This is a genomic window from Escherichia sp. WS3063, assembly GCF_046486595.1.
GTDB lineage: Bacteria > Pseudomonadota > Gammaproteobacteria > Enterobacterales > Enterobacteriaceae > Escherichia > Escherichia coli.
In genome coordinates this window covers 164289-179450 of record NZ_JBJQKY010000003.1, presented here as the reverse complement: position 1 = coordinate 179450, position 15162 = coordinate 164289, and the positions used below count along the sequence as shown (strand labels likewise).

The 15162-nt window shown below is 55.5% G+C and carries 13 protein-coding genes; all 13 read left to right on the top strand.

Going from position 1 to position 15162, the window contains the following annotated elements:
- Positions 1-96 precede the first annotated feature (96 nt).
- A complete protein-coding gene (gene nuoA, locus ACJHYW_RS04240; RefSeq protein ID WP_000062997.1) occupies positions 97-540 on the top strand; it encodes an NADH-quinone oxidoreductase subunit NuoA in 444 nt (147 codons plus the stop codon).
- Positions 541-555: 15 nt separating this feature from the next.
- The gene (nuoB, locus tag ACJHYW_RS04235; protein ID WP_000386733.1) at positions 556-1218 is read left to right on the top strand and encodes an NADH-quinone oxidoreductase subunit NuoB; all 663 of its coding nucleotides are present in this window, start codon (positions 556-558) and stop codon (positions 1216-1218) included.
- Between the two features lie 93 nt (positions 1219-1311).
- Complete coding sequence (gene nuoC, locus ACJHYW_RS04230) at positions 1312-3114, top strand: NADH-quinone oxidoreductase subunit C/D (protein WP_000247878.1); 1803 nt, start codon at positions 1312-1314, stop codon at positions 3112-3114.
- A 2-nt stretch (positions 3115-3116) separates the two neighbouring features.
- Positions 3117-3617 (top strand): NADH-quinone oxidoreductase subunit NuoE, encoded by a 501-nt coding sequence (nuoE, locus tag ACJHYW_RS04225; protein ID WP_000545042.1) that lies wholly within the window; start codon positions 3117-3119, stop codon positions 3615-3617.
- Positions 3614-4951 carry an NADH-quinone oxidoreductase subunit NuoF gene (nuoF, locus tag ACJHYW_RS04220; protein WP_000789500.1) on the top strand — a complete coding sequence of 446 codons (1338 nt, stop codon included), beginning with the start codon at positions 3614-3616 and terminating at the stop codon, positions 4949-4951. The genes nuoE and nuoF overlap by 4 nt, the downstream gene beginning before the upstream one ends.
- A gap of 52 nt (positions 4952-5003) precedes the next feature.
- The gene (gene nuoG, locus ACJHYW_RS04215) at positions 5004-7730 is read left to right on the top strand and encodes an NADH-quinone oxidoreductase subunit NuoG (protein WP_001296257.1); all 2727 of its coding nucleotides are present in this window, start codon (positions 5004-5006) and stop codon (positions 7728-7730) included.
- Positions 7727-8704 carry an NADH-quinone oxidoreductase subunit NuoH gene (gene nuoH / locus ACJHYW_RS04210; protein ID WP_000118507.1) on the top strand — a complete coding sequence of 326 codons (978 nt, stop codon included), beginning with the start codon at positions 7727-7729 and terminating at the stop codon, positions 8702-8704. Before nuoG ends, nuoH begins: the two co-directional genes overlap by 4 nt.
- Positions 8705-8718: 14 nt before the next feature.
- Positions 8719-9261 carry an NADH-quinone oxidoreductase subunit NuoI gene (gene nuoI / locus ACJHYW_RS04205; RefSeq protein ID WP_000172749.1) on the top strand — a complete coding sequence of 181 codons (543 nt, stop codon included), beginning with the start codon at positions 8719-8721 and terminating at the stop codon, positions 9259-9261.
- Positions 9262-9272: 11 nt separating this feature from the next.
- On the top strand, positions 9273-9827 hold the full coding sequence (nuoJ, locus tag ACJHYW_RS04200; protein WP_000393511.1) for an NADH-quinone oxidoreductase subunit J: 555 nt from the start codon (positions 9273-9275) through the stop codon (positions 9825-9827).
- Entirely contained in the window at positions 9824-10126 is a 303-nt protein-coding gene (gene nuoK, locus ACJHYW_RS04195; RefSeq protein ID WP_000612644.1) for an NADH-quinone oxidoreductase subunit NuoK, read from the top strand. Before nuoJ ends, nuoK begins: the two co-directional genes overlap by 4 nt.
- The gene (gene nuoL, locus ACJHYW_RS04190) at positions 10123-11964 is read left to right on the top strand and encodes an NADH-quinone oxidoreductase subunit L (protein ID WP_001056618.1); all 1842 of its coding nucleotides are present in this window, start codon (positions 10123-10125) and stop codon (positions 11962-11964) included. Before nuoK ends, nuoL begins: the two co-directional genes overlap by 4 nt.
- Positions 11965-12129: 165 nt before the next feature.
- Positions 12130-13659: an NADH-quinone oxidoreductase subunit M gene (gene nuoM / locus ACJHYW_RS04185; protein ID WP_000926437.1), complete on the top strand. Its 1530-nt coding sequence runs from the start codon at positions 12130-12132 to the stop codon at positions 13657-13659.
- Between the two features lie 6 nt (positions 13660-13665).
- Positions 13666-15123 carry an NADH-quinone oxidoreductase subunit NuoN gene (gene nuoN, locus ACJHYW_RS04180; RefSeq protein ID WP_000156701.1) on the top strand — a complete coding sequence of 486 codons (1458 nt, stop codon included), beginning with the start codon at positions 13666-13668 and terminating at the stop codon, positions 15121-15123.
- Positions 15124-15162: the final 39 nt, after the last annotated feature.

Below are 15162 nucleotides of genomic sequence, written 5' to 3'. Positions count from 1 at the left end.
GATTGTAAGGTTTTTTTTATTCCTCCCCATGAATCGATGTGGCGTCCATCTGCCGTGAAGAGCAGTGAATCTGGCGCTACTTTTGATGAGTAAGCAATGAGTATGTCAACATCCACTGAAGTCATCGCTCATCACTGGGCATTCGCTATCTTTCTTATCGTTGCCATTGGCCTGTGTTGCCTGATGCTGGTAGGCGGTTGGTTTTTAGGCGGTCGCGCACGCGCAAGGTCGAAAAACGTTCCGTTTGAATCCGGTATCGACTCGGTCGGCTCCGCCCGCTTACGCCTGTCCGCCAAGTTTTATCTGGTGGCCATGTTCTTCGTTATCTTCGACGTTGAAGCGCTGTATCTGTTCGCATGGTCAACCTCTATCCGCGAAAGCGGCTGGGTAGGCTTTGTGGAAGCTGCAATTTTTATTTTTGTGTTACTGGCAGGTCTGGTTTATCTGGTGCGTATTGGCGCGCTGGACTGGACGCCCGCGCGTTCACGCCGCGAGCGTATGAACCCGGAAACGAACAGTATCGCTAATCGTCAACGCTAACCGCGAGGCATTAAGATGGATTATACGCTCACCCGCATAGATCCCAACGGTGAGAACGACCGTTACCCCCTGCAAAAGCAGGAGATCGTAACCGACCCTCTGGAGCAAGAAGTTAACAAAAACGTGTTTATGGGCAAGCTCAATGACATGGTTAACTGGGGTCGTAAAAACTCAATTTGGCCGTATAACTTCGGTCTTTCCTGCTGTTACGTTGAGATGGTGACTTCGTTTACCGCGGTGCATGACGTGGCGCGTTTTGGCGCAGAAGTATTGCGTGCTTCGCCGCGTCAGGCTGACCTGATGGTGGTGGCAGGAACCTGCTTTACCAAAATGGCACCGGTTATTCAGCGTCTGTATGACCAGATGCTGGAACCAAAATGGGTTATCTCAATGGGTGCCTGTGCCAACTCTGGCGGTATGTACGATATTTATTCCGTTGTGCAGGGCGTTGATAAATTCATCCCGGTTGATGTGTATATCCCGGGCTGCCCGCCGCGTCCTGAAGCGTACATGCAGGCACTGATGCTGTTGCAGGAATCTATCGGTAAAGAACGTCGTCCGCTCTCCTGGGTGGTTGGCGATCAGGGCGTTTATCGCGCCAATATGCAATCAGAGCGCGAACGCAAGCGCGGTGAACGCATTGCCGTAACCAACCTGCGTACACCTGACGAGATTTAATTTGCGCCTGTCGGCAAAGGGATTTTTCTTCGCTTATTCCTAAATCTATTTCGCGAAGCTTACTGCGCCGACAGTCACCACGGACCATTTGCAATGGTGAACAATATGACCGACTTAACCGCGCAAGAACCCGCCTGGCAGACCCGCGATCATCTTGATGATCCGGTGATTGGCGAACTGCGCAACCGTTTTGGGCCGGATGCCTTTACTGTTCAGGCGACTCGCACCGGGGTTCCCGTTGTGTGGATCAAGCGTGAACAATTACTGGAAGTGGGTGATTTCTTAAAGAAATTGCCGAAACCTTACGTCATGCTGTTTGACTTACACGGCATGGACGAACGTCTGCGCACACACCGCGAAGGGTTACCTGCCGCGGATTTTTCCGTTTTCTACCATCTGATTTCTATCGATCGTAACCGCGACATCATGCTGAAGGTGGCGCTGGCAGAAAACGACCTGCACGTACCGACCTTCACCAAACTGTTCCCGAACGCTAACTGGTATGAGCGTGAAACCTGGGATCTGTTTGGCATTACTTTCGACGGTCATCCTAATTTGCGCCGCATCATGATGCCGCAAACCTGGAAAGGTCATCCGCTGCGTAAAGATTACCCGGCACGCGCTACCGAATTCTCGCCGTTTGAGCTGACCAAAGCCAAACAGGATCTGGAAATGGAAGCCCTGACCTTCAAACCGGAAGAGTGGGGGATGAAGCGCGGCACCGAAAACGAGGACTTCATGTTCCTCAACCTCGGTCCGAACCACCCGTCTGCGCACGGTGCTTTCCGTATCGTTTTGCAGCTCGATGGCGAAGAGATTGTCGACTGCGTACCAGACATCGGCTACCACCACCGTGGTGCGGAGAAAATGGGCGAACGCCAGTCCTGGCATAGCTACATTCCGTATACCGACCGTATCGAATACCTCGGCGGCTGCGTTAACGAAATGCCTTACGTGCTGGCGGTAGAGAAACTGGCCGGGATCACCGTGCCGGATCGCGTTAACGTCATTCGCGTAATGCTTTCTGAGCTGTTCCGCATCAACAGCCATCTGCTGTATATCTCCACCTTTATTCAGGACGTCGGCGCGATGACGCCAGTGTTCTTCGCCTTTACCGATCGTCAGAAAATTTACGATCTGGTGGAAGCAATCACGGGTTTTCGTATGCACCCGGCGTGGTTCCGTATTGGCGGCGTAGCGCACGACCTGCCGCGCGGCTGGGATCGCCTGCTGCGTGAGTTCCTCGACTGGATGCCGAAACGTCTGGCGTCTTACGAGAAAGCGGCGCTGCAAAATACCATTCTGAAAGGTCGTTCCCAGGGCGTTGCCGCCTATGGCGCGAAAGAGGCACTGGAGTGGGGCACCACTGGCGCGGGCCTGCGTGCTACCGGGATCGACTTCGACGTGCGTAAGGCGCGTCCGTATTCTGGCTATGAAAACTTCGACTTTGAAATCCCGGTGGGTGGTGGTGTTTCTGACTGCTACACCCGCGTAATGCTGAAAGTGGAAGAGCTGCGCCAGAGTCTGCGCATTCTTGAGCAGTGCCTCAACAACATGCCGGAAGGCCCGTTCAAAGCGGATCACCCGCTGACCACGCCGCCGCCGAAAGAGCGCACGTTGCAACATATCGAAACCCTGATCACCCACTTCCTGCAAGTGTCGTGGGGTCCGGTGATGCCAGCCAATGAATCTTTCCAGATGATTGAGGCGACCAAGGGGATCAACAGTTACTACCTGACCAGCGACGGTAGCACCATGAGTTATCGCACCCGTATCCGTACGCCGAGTTATGCGCATTTGCAGCAAATTCCGGCGGCGATCCGCGGCAGCTTGGTGTCTGACCTGATTGTTTATCTGGGCAGTATCGATTTTGTTATGTCAGATGTGGACCGCTAATTATGCACGAGAATCAACAACCACAAACCGAGGCTTTTGAGCTGAGTGCGGCAGAGCGTGAAGCGATTGAGCACGAGATGCACCACTACGAAGACCCGCGTGCGGCGTCCATTGAAGCGCTGAAAATCGTTCAGAAGCAGCGTGGCTGGGTGCCGGATGGCGCGATCCACGCGATCGCCGATGTGCTGGGTATTCCGGCGAGCGACGTCGAAGGTGTGGCAACGTTTTATAGCCAGATCTTCCGCCAGCCGGTTGGCCGCCATGTGATCCGTTATTGCGACAGCGTGGTCTGTCATATCAACGGTTACCAGGGCATCCAGGCGGCGCTCGAGAAAAAGCTGAACATCAAACCAGGACAAACGACATTTGACGGTCGCTTTACGCTGCTGCCAACTTGCTGCCTGGGGAACTGTGATAAAGGGCCAAACATGATGATCGATGAGGATACTCACGCACATCTGACCCCGGAAGCGATCCCTGAACTGCTGGAGCGGTATAAATGAAAAACATTATCCGTACTCCCGAAACGCATCCGCTGACCTGGCGTCTGCGCGATGACAAACAGCCAGTGTGGCTGGACGAATACCGCAGCAAAAACGGTTACGAAGGGGCACGTAAAGCGCTGACCGGGCTGTCGCCTGACGAGATCGTCAACCAGGTGAAAGATGCTGGCCTGAAAGGGCGCGGCGGCGCAGGCTTCTCGACGGGCCTGAAGTGGAGCCTGATGCCGAAAGACGAATCCATGAACATCCGTTACCTGCTGTGTAACGCTGATGAAATGGAGCCGGGCACCTATAAAGACCGCCTGCTGATGGAGCAACTGCCGCACCTGCTGGTGGAAGGTATGCTTATCTCCGCGTTTGCGCTGAAAGCTTACCGTGGCTACATCTTCCTGCGCGGCGAATATATTGAAGCGGCAGTGAATCTGCGCCGTGCCATTGCCGAAGCCACCGAAGCGGGTCTGCTTGGCAAAAACATTATGGGAACAGGTTTCGACTTCGAATTGTTCGTCCATACCGGGGCAGGGCGCTACATCTGCGGTGAAGAAACAGCGTTAATCAACTCCCTGGAAGGGCGTCGCGCTAACCCACGCTCGAAGCCTCCATTCCCGGCAACCTCCGGTGCATGGGGCAAACCGACCTGTGTCAATAACGTCGAAACCCTGTGTAACGTTCCGGCGATCCTTGCTAACGGCGTGGAGTGGTATCAGAACATCTCGAAAAGTAAAGATGCTGGCACCAAGCTGATGGGCTTCTCCGGTCGGGTGAAAAATCCGGGTCTGTGGGAACTGCCGTTTGGCACCACCGCACGCGAGATCCTCGAAGATTACGCCGGTGGTATGCGTGACGGTCTGAAATTCAAAGCCTGGCAGCCAGGCGGCGCGGGCACCGACTTCCTGACCGAAGCGCACCTTGACCTGCCGATGGAATTCGAAAGTATCGGTAAAGCGGGAAGCCGTCTGGGTACGGCGCTGGCGATGGCTGTTGACCACGAGATCAACATGGTGTCGCTGGTGCGTAACCTGGAAGAGTTTTTCGCCCGTGAGTCCTGCGGCTGGTGTACGCCGTGCCGCGACGGTCTGCCGTGGAGCGTGAAAATTCTGCGCGCGCTGGAGCGTGGCGAAGGTCAGCCGGGCGATATCGAAACACTTGAGCAACTGTGTCGATTCTTAGGTCCGGGTAAAACTTTCTGTGCCCACGCACCTGGTGCAGTGGAGCCGTTACAGAGCGCCATCAAATATTTCCGCGAAGAATTTGAGGCGGGAATTAAACAGCCGTTCAGCAATACCCATTTGATTAATGGGATTCAGCCGAACCTGCTGAAAGAGCGCTGGTAACCGAATTTCGATTAACGCTCAGTCTCTGACTGAGAAAACTGGAAGCATGCTAATGGCTACAATTCATGTAGACGGCAAAGAATACGAGGTCAACGGAGCGGACAACTTGCTGGAAGCTTGTCTGTCTCTGGGCCTTGATATTCCTTACTTTTGCTGGCATCCGGCGCTGGGAAGCGTCGGTGCTTGCCGCCAGTGTGCGGTGAAGCAATACCAAAACGCGGAAGACACGCGTGGTCGCCTGGTGATGTCCTGTATGACACCGGCTTCCGATGGCACCTTTATTTCCATTGACGACGAAGAAGCGAAACAGTTCCGTGAAAGTGTGGTCGAGTGGTTAATGACCAACCACCCGCACGATTGTCCGGTATGTGAAGAAGGCGGTAACTGTCATCTTCAGGATATGACCGTGATGACCGGACACAGCTTCCGTCGCTACCGTTTCACCAAACGTACCCACCGTAATCAGGATTTGGGGCCGTTCATCTCTCACGAAATGAACCGCTGCATCGCCTGCTACCGCTGCGTGCGTTACTACAAAGATTACGCTGACGGCACGGACCTGGGCGTTTACGGTGCGCACGACAACGTCTACTTCGGTCGCCCGGAAGACGGCACGCTGGAAAGCGAATTTTCCGGTAACCTGGTCGAAATTTGCCCGACCGGCGTATTCACCGACAAAACGCACTCCGAGCGTTACAACCGTAAATGGGATATGCAGTTTGCGCCGAGCATCTGCCAGCAATGTTCCATCGGCTGTAACATCAGCCCCGGCGAGCGTTATGGCGAACTGCGTCGAATCGAAAACCGTTACAACGGTACAGTAAACCACTACTTCCTCTGCGACCGTGGTCGTTTCGGTTACGGTTACGTCAACCTGAAAGATCGTCCGCGTCAGCCAGTACAGCGTCGTGGCGATGATTTCATTACCCTCAACGCCGAACAGGCAATGCAGGGCGCAGCAGATATTCTGCGTCAGTCGAAGAAAGTCATCGGTATTGGTTCTCCGCGTGCCAGCGTGGAAAGCAACTTTGCGCTGCGTGAGCTGGTGGGCGAAGAAAACTTCTATACCGGTATCGCTCACGGTGAGCAGGAACGTCTGCAACTGGCGCTGAAAGTACTGCGTGAAGGCGGCATTTATACGCCGGCACTGCGCGAAATCGAATCTTACGATGCGGTACTGGTGCTGGGCGAAGACGTTACCCAGACCGGCGCGCGCGTCGCGCTGGCAGTTCGTCAGGCGGTGAAAGGTAAAGCACGCGAAATGGCGGCAGCACAGAAAGTGGCTGACTGGCAGATTGCGGCAATCCTCAACATCGGTCAACGTGCTAAGCATCCGCTGTTTGTTACCAACGTTGATGACACCCGTCTGGATGATATCGCGGCGTGGACTTACCGCGCACCGGTTGAAGATCAGGCGCGTTTAGGTTTTGCCATCGCCCATGCGCTGGATAACTCCGCGCCAGCGGTTGACGGTATCGAACCTGAGCTGCAAAGCAAAATCGACGTCATCGTGCAGGCACTGGCTGGTGCGAAGAAACCGTTGATTATCTCCGGGACGAACGCTGGTAGCGCTGAAGTGATTCAGGCGGCGGCTAACGTCGCGAAAGCCCTGAAAGGTCGCGGCGCTGACGTTGGTATCACCATGATTGCCCGTTCCGTCAACAGCATGGGGCTGGGCATTATGGGTGGCGGTTCGCTTGAAGAAGCGTTAACCGAACTGGAAACCGGACGCGCCGACGCGGTGGTGGTGTTGGAAAACGATCTGCATCGTCACGCTTCTGCTACCCGCGTGAATGCTGCGCTGGCTAAAGCGCCGCTGGTGATGGTGGTTGACCATCAACGCACAGCGATTATGGAAAACGCCCATCTGGTACTTTCTGCTGCCAGCTTTGCTGAAAGCGACGGTACGGTGATTAACAACGAAGGCCGTGCCCAACGTTTCTTCCAGGTTTACGATCCGGCTTATTACGACAGCAAAACTGTCATGCTGGAAAGCTGGCGCTGGTTACACTCGCTGCACAGCACCTTGCTGAGCCGTGAAGTGGACTGGACGCAGCTCGACCATGTGATTGACGCTGTTGTGGCGAAAATCCCGGAACTGGCGGGTATCAAAGATGCTGCGCCGGATGCGACATTCCGTATTCGTGGGCAGAAACTGGCCCGTGAGCCGCACCGTTACAGCGGTCGTACCGCCATGCGCGCCAATATCAGCGTTCATGAGCCGCGTCAGCCGCAGGATATTGACACCATGTTTACCTTCTCGATGGAAGGTAACAACCAGCCGACCGCGCACCGTTCGCAAGTGCCGTTTGCCTGGGCACCGGGCTGGAACTCCCCGCAGGCGTGGAACAAATTCCAGGACGAAGTGGGCGGCAAACTGCGCTTTGGCGATCCGGGCGTGCGTCTGTTTGAAACCAGCGAAAATGGTCTGGATTACTTCACCAGCGTACCGGCACGCTTCCAGCCGCAGGACGGGAAATGGCGTATCGCGCCGTACTACCACCTGTTTGGCAGCGATGAATTGTCACAGCGAGCTCCGGTTTTCCAGAGCCGTATGCCACAGCCATACATCAAACTCAACCCAGCGGATGCCGCGAAGTTGGGTGTGAACGCGGGTACACGCGTCTCCTTTAGTTACGATGGCAACACGGTCACGCTGCCGGTTGAAATCGCCGAAGGGCTGACGGCAGGGCAGGTGGGCTTGCCGATGGGTATGTCCGGCATTGCTCCGGTGCTGGCGGGCGCGCATCTTGAGGATCTCAAGGAGGCACAACAATGAGTTGGATATCACCGGAACTGATTGAGATCCTGCTGACCATCCTCAAAGCGGTGGTGATCCTGCTGGTGGTAGTCACCTGTGGGGCATTCATGAGCTTTGGCGAACGTCGCCTGCTGGGGCTGTTCCAGAACCGTTACGGACCTAACCGTGTTGGCTGGGGCGGTTCGCTCCAGCTGGTTGCGGACATGATCAAAATGTTCTTTAAAGAAGACTGGATCCCGAAATTCTCGGATCGCGTCATCTTTACCCTGGCACCGATGATTGCCTTTACCTCGCTGCTGCTGGCCTTTGCGATTGTGCCAGTCAGTCCGGGTTGGGTGGTTGCCGACCTGAACATTGGGATTTTGTTCTTCCTGATGATGGCCGGTCTGGCGGTTTACGCGGTGCTGTTTGCGGGCTGGTCAAGTAACAACAAATACTCGCTGCTGGGTGCGATGCGTGCTTCTGCGCAGACCCTGAGCTACGAAGTGTTCCTCGGGCTTTCCCTGATGGGCGTGGTGGCGCAAGCCGGTTCATTCAACATGACCGACATCGTCAACAGCCAGGCGCATGTGTGGAACGTCATCCCGCAATTCTTTGGTTTTATTACCTTTGCCATCGCGGGCGTGGCGGTGTGTCACCGTCACCCGTTTGACCAGCCGGAAGCCGAGCAGGAACTGGCGGATGGTTACCACATTGAATATTCCGGCATGAAGTTCGGTCTGTTCTTCGTGGGCGAATACATCGGGATTGTGACCATCTCTGCACTGATGGTGACGCTGTTCTTCGGTGGCTGGCAAGGCCCGTTGTTACCGCCATTCATCTGGTTCGCGCTGAAAACCGCGTTCTTTATGATGATGTTCATTTTGATTCGTGCGTCGTTACCGCGTCCGCGTTATGACCAGGTAATGTCCTTCGGCTGGAAAATCTGCCTGCCGCTGACGCTGATCAACTTGCTGGTAACGGCGGCTGTCATTCTCTGGCAGGCGCAATAAGGGGCAATAAGACCATGACCTTAAAAGAATTGTTAGTAGGTTTCGGCACCCAGGTTCGTAGTATCTGGATGATCGGCCTGCACGCGTTCGCCAAACGCGAAACGCGAATGTACCCGGAAGAGCCGGTCTATCTGCCGCCCCGTTATCGTGGTCGTATCGTTCTGACCCGCGATCCGGACGGCGAAGAGCGTTGCGTAGCCTGTAACCTCTGCGCGGTAGCCTGCCCGGTCGGCTGTATCTCGCTGCAAAAAGCAGAAACCAAAGACGGTCGCTGGTATCCGGAATTTTTCCGCATCAACTTCTCACGCTGCATTTTCTGTGGTCTGTGCGAAGAAGCCTGTCCGACCACGGCGATTCAGTTAACCCCGGATTTCGAAATGGGGGAATACAAGCGCCAGGATCTGGTTTACGAGAAAGAGGATCTGCTGATCTCCGGTCCGGGCAAATACCCGGAATATAACTTCTACCGGATGGCAGGTATGGCAATCGACGGCAAAGATAAGGGCGAAGCAGAGAACGAAGCCAAGCCTATCGACGTCAAGAGCCTGTTACCGTAAGGAGAGGGGCAATGGAGTTCGCTTTTTATATCTGTGGCCTGATAGCCATACTTGCGACCTTGCGAGTGATCACCCATACCAATCCGGTACACGCACTGCTGTACCTGATTATTTCGCTGCTGGCGATTTCTGGGGTGTTCTTCTCACTGGGCGCTTACTTCGCCGGTGCGCTGGAAATTATCGTCTACGCGGGTGCCATTATGGTGCTGTTCGTGTTCGTGGTGATGATGCTCAACCTGGGCGGTTCAGAAATCGAACAGGAACGCCAGTGGCTGAAACCGCAGGTGTGGATTGGTCCGGCGATTTTGTCGGCCATCATGCTGGTGGTGATTGTTTACGCCATTCTCGGTGTTAACGATCAAGGTATCGACGGTACGCCAATCAGTGCTAAAGCAGTGGGTATTACGCTGTTCGGGCCTTACGTACTGGCGGTGGAACTGGCTTCTATGCTGCTGCTCGCGGGTCTGGTTGTGGCCTTCCACGTTGGTCGTGAAGAGCGTGCGGGTGAAGTGCTGAGCAATCGTAAAGACGACAGCGCGAAAAGAAAAACGGAGGAGCACGCATGATCCCCTTACAACATGGACTGATCCTCGCGGCAATCTTATTCGTTCTTGGCTTAACCGGTCTGGTTATCCGTCGCAATCTGCTGTTTATGCTGATTGGTCTGGAAATCATGATTAACGCCTCCGCGCTGGCCTTTGTGGTCGCCGGAAGCTACTGGGGCCAGACCGACGGTCAGGTGATGTACATTCTCGCCATCAGCCTCGCGGCGGCAGAAGCAAGTATCGGCCTTGCGCTGCTGCTGCAACTTCACCGTCGTCGCCAGAACCTGAACATCGATTCAGTAAGTGAGATGCGCGGATGAACATGCTTGCCTTAACCATTATTTTGCCATTGATTGGCTTCGTCCTGCTGGCGTTCTCCCGTGGGCGCTGGTCTGAAAACGTCTCGGCGATCGTGGGCGTTGGCTCTGTGGGCCTGGCGGCGCTGGTAACTGCCTTTATCGGCGTTGACTTCTTCGCTAACGGTGAGCAGGCATACAGCCAGCCGCTGTGGACGTGGATGTCGGTAGGCGACTTTAACATCGGTTTTAACCTGGTGCTGGACGGCCTGTCGCTGACCATGCTCTCGGTGGTCACTGGTGTGGGTTTCCTTATTCACATGTACGCCTCCTGGTATATGCGCGGTGAAGAGGGCTACTCTCGCTTCTTCGCTTACACCAACCTGTTCATCGCCAGCATGGTAGTTCTGGTTCTTGCCGACAACCTGCTGCTAATGTACCTCGGCTGGGAAGGCGTGGGCCTGTGCTCCTATCTGCTGATCGGGTTCTATTACACCGATCCGAAGAATGGCGCAGCGGCAATGAAAGCGTTCGTCGTGACCCGTGTGGGTGACGTGTTCCTCGCTTTCGCGCTGTTCATTCTCTACAACGAACTGGGCACCCTGAACTTCCGCGAAATGGTGGAACTGGCACCAGCGCACTTTGCTGATGGCAATAACATGCTGATGTGGGCGACGCTGATGCTGCTGGGCGGTGCGGTCGGTAAATCTGCGCAGTTGCCGTTGCAGACATGGCTTGCCGACGCGATGGCGGGCCCGACGCCTGTCTCCGCGCTGATCCACGCCGCAACGATGGTAACCGCGGGTGTCTACCTGATCGCCCGTACCCACGGCCTGTTCCTGATGACGCCGGAAGTTCTGCATCTGGTGGGCATTGTTGGGGCGGTTACGCTGCTGCTGGCCGGTTTTGCCGCGCTGGTACAGACCGATATCAAACGTGTTCTCGCTTACTCTACCATGAGCCAGATTGGCTACATGTTCCTCGCGCTTGGCGTGCAGGCATGGGATGCGGCGATTTTCCACTTGATGACTCACGCGTTCTTTAAAGCGCTGCTGTTCCTGGCATCCGGTTCCGTCATTCTGGCCTGCCATCACGAACAGAACATCTTCAAGATGGGCGGTCTGCGTAAATCTATTCCGCTGGTTTATCTCTGCTTCCTGGTGGGCGGCGCAGCACTGTCGGCACTGCCGCTGGTCACTGCGGGCTTCTTCAGTAAGGATGAGATCCTCGCGGGTGCGATGGCGAATGGTCATATCAATCTGATGGTGGCTGGTCTGGTCGGTGCGTTTATGACCTCGCTCTACACCTTCCGTATGATTTTCATCGTCTTCCACGGAAAAGAACAAATTCACGCTCACGCCGTGAAAGGGGTAACTCACAGCCTGCCGCTGATTGTGCTGCTGATCCTTTCCACCTTCGTTGGCGCACTGATTGTACCGCCGCTGCAGGGCGTGCTTCCGCAAACGACAGAGCTGGCGCACGGCAGCATGTTGACCCTGGAAATTACCTCTGGCGTGGTCGCGGTGGTCGGCATTCTGCTGGCTGCCTGGCTGTGGCTGGGTAAACGTACTCTGGTGACCTCCATCGCCAACAGTGCGCCGGGCCGTCTGCTGGGCACCTGGTGGTACAACGCCTGGGGCTTTGACTGGCTGTACGACAAAGTGTTCGTCAAGCCGTTCCTGGGTATTGCCTGGTTGCTGAAACGCGATCCGCTGAACTCAATGATGAACATCCCGGCTGTCCTTTCCCGCTTTGCAGGTAAAGGTCTGCTGTTAAGCGAGAACGGTTATCTGCGCTGGTATGTGGCATCCATGAGCATCGGTGCGGTCGTGGTGCTGGCACTGTTGATGGTACTGCGTTGAGTTAAGGATTGTGGGCTTGCCCCTGGGCATATAAGAACGTAGGTCGGATAAGCCGCCTTCGCGGCGCATCCGACACTACAACCACAATCCGAAGAGAATTTTCTGTCGTGAGAATTCGTTGAAAATCCGGTCCTGACGGGACTTTTACAAGGAATAAAGATCGCCATGTTACTACCCTGGCTAATATTAATTCCCTTCATTGGCGGCTTCCTGTGCTGGCAGACCGAACGCTTTGGCGTCAAGGTGCCGCGCTGGATCGCGCTGATCACCATGGGATTGACGCTGGCGCTGTCGCTGCAACTGTGGTTGCAGGGCGGTTATTCACTGACGCAATCCGCCGGAATTCCGCAGTGGCAGTCTGAATTCGACATGCCGTGGATCCCGCGTTTTGGTATCTCTATCCATCTCGCCATTGACGGGCTATCGCTGCTGATGGTCGTGCTGACTGGTCTGCTCGGTGTGCTGGCGGTACTCTGTTCGTGGAAAGAGATCGAAAAATACCAGGGCTTCTTCCACCTCAACCTGATGTGGATCCTGGGCGGCGTTATCGGCGTGTTCCTTGCCATCGACATGTTCCTGTTCTTCTTCTTCTGGGAAATGATGCTGGTGCCGATGTACTTCCTGATCGCACTGTGGGGGCATAAAGCCTCTGACGGTAAAACGCGTATCACGGCGGCAACCAAGTTCTTCATTTACACCCAGGCGAGTGGTCTGGTGATGTTGATCGCCATCCTGGCGCTGGTTTTTGTTCACTACAATGCGACTGGCGTCTGGACCTTCAACTATGAAGAGCTGCTGAATACGCCAATGTCAAACGGCGTGGAATATTTGCTGATGCTGGGCTTCTTCATCGCGTTTGCGGTGAAAATGCCGGTGGTACCGCTGCATGGCTGGCTGCCAGATGCGCACTCACAGGCTCCAACCGCCGGTTCCGTTGACCTCGCGGGGATCTTGCTGAAAACCGCCGCTTACGGTCTGCTGCGTTTCTCCCTACCGCTGTTCCCGAACGCGTCGGCAGAGTTCGCGCCAATCGCTATGTGGCTGGGTGTTATCGGCATCTTCTACGGTGCGTGGATGGCCTTCGCCCAGACCGATATCAAACGTCTGATCGCCTACACCTCGGTTTCCCACATGGGCTTCGTGCTGATTGCTATCTACACTGGCAGCCAGTTGGCCTACCAGGGCGCGGTAATCCAGATGATTGCGCACGGCTTGTCGGCGGCGGGTCTGTTTATTCTCTGCGGTCAGCTTTATGAACGTATCCATACCCGCGACATGCGCATGATGGGCGGTCTGTGGAGCAAGATGAAATGGCTGCCAGCACTGTCGCTGTTCTTTGCGGTGGCAACGCTTGGGATGCCTGGCACCGGTAACTTCGTCGGCGAATTTATGATTCTGTTCGGCAGCTTCCAGGTTGTCCCGGTGATTACCGTTATCTCTACCTTTGGGCTGGTCTTTGCCTCTGTTTATTCGCTGGCGATGTTACATCGCGCTTACTTCGGTAAAGCGAAAAGCCAGATTGCCAGCCAGGAACTGCCAGGGATGTCGCTGCGTGAGCTGTTTATGATCCTGTTGCTGGTGGTGCTGCTGGTACTGCTGGGCTTCTATCCGCAGCCGATTCTGGATACCTCGCACTCCGCGATTGGCAATATCCAGCAGTGGTTTGTTAATTCCGTTACTACTACAAGGCCGTAAATCGCCATGACAATAACTCCACAAAACCTGATCGCACTGCTACCGTTGCTGATCGTCGGCTTGACGGTGGTGGTGGTGATGCTCTCCATTGCGTGGCGACGCAATCATTTCCTCAACGCTACGCTCTCGGTTATTGGGCTTAACGCGGCGCTGGTTTCGCTCTGGTTTGTCGGCCAGGCGGGCGCTATGGACGTTACGCCACTGATGCGCGTTGATGGTTTCGCCATGCTTTACACCGGGCTGGTATTGTTGGCGAGCCTCGCCACCTGTACTTTCGCCTACCCGTGGCTTGAAGGCTATAACGACAACAAGGACGAGTTCTACCTGTTGGTGTTAATTGCCGCCCTGGGCGGGATCCTGCTGGCGAATGCCAACCATCTGGCGTCTCTGTTCCTCGGTATCGAACTGATCTCTTTGCCGTTGTTTGGCCTGGTCGGTTACGCTTTCCGCCAGAAACGTTCGCTGGAAGCCAGTATCAAATACACCATTCTCTCTGCCGCAGCGTCTTCTTTCCTGCTGTTCGGTATGGCGCTGGTGTATGCGCAGTCTGGCGACCTGTCGTTTGTCGCGCTGGGTAAAAACCTCGGCGACGGTATGCTCAACGAGCCGCTGTTGCTGGCAGGTTTCGGCCTGATGATTGTTGGCCTCGGCTTCAAACTCTCTCTGGTGCCGTTCCACCTGTGGACGCCAGACGTATACCAGGGCGCGCCTGCGCCGGTTTCCACTTTCCTGGCGACGGCGAGCAAAATCGCTATCTTCGGTGTGGTGATGCGTCTGTTCCTCTACGCACCGGTGGGTGACAGCGAAGCGATTCGGGTGGTGCTGGCGATTATCGCCTTTGCCTCCATCATCTTCGGTAACCTGATGGCGCTGAGCCAGACCAATATCAAACGTCTGCTCGGTTACTCATCTATCTCTCACCTCGGCTATCTGCTGGTGGCGCTGATTGCGCTGCAAACGGGCGAGATGTCGATGGAAGCGGTAGGGGTTTACCTGGCCGGTTATCTGTTCAGCAGCCTAGGCGCGTTCGGCGTGGTCAGCCTGATGTCCAGCCCGTATCGTGGCCCGGATGCTGATTCCCTGTTCTCTTACCGCGGTCTGTTCTGGCATCGTCCGATCCTCGCGGCGGTGATGACGGTGATGATGCTGTCTCTGGCCGGTATCCCGATGACGCTGGGCTTTATTGGTAAGTTCTACGTGCTGGCGGTCGGTGTCCAGGCACACTTGTGGTGGCTGGTGGGTGCCGTGGTTGTCGGTTCGGCAATCGGCCTCTACTACTACCTGCGCGTGGCGGTGAGCTTATACCTGCACGCCCCGGAACAACCGGGTCGCGATGCACCATCAAACTGGCAGTACAGCGCGGGCGGTATCGTGGTGCTGATCTCTGCACTGTTGGTACTGGTGCTGGGTGTATGGCCGCAACCGCTGATTAGCATTGTGCGGTTAGCAATGCCGCTGATGTAAGCTGTCAGTTCGTAAGTCAGAAAGCCGCCGACATGTTCG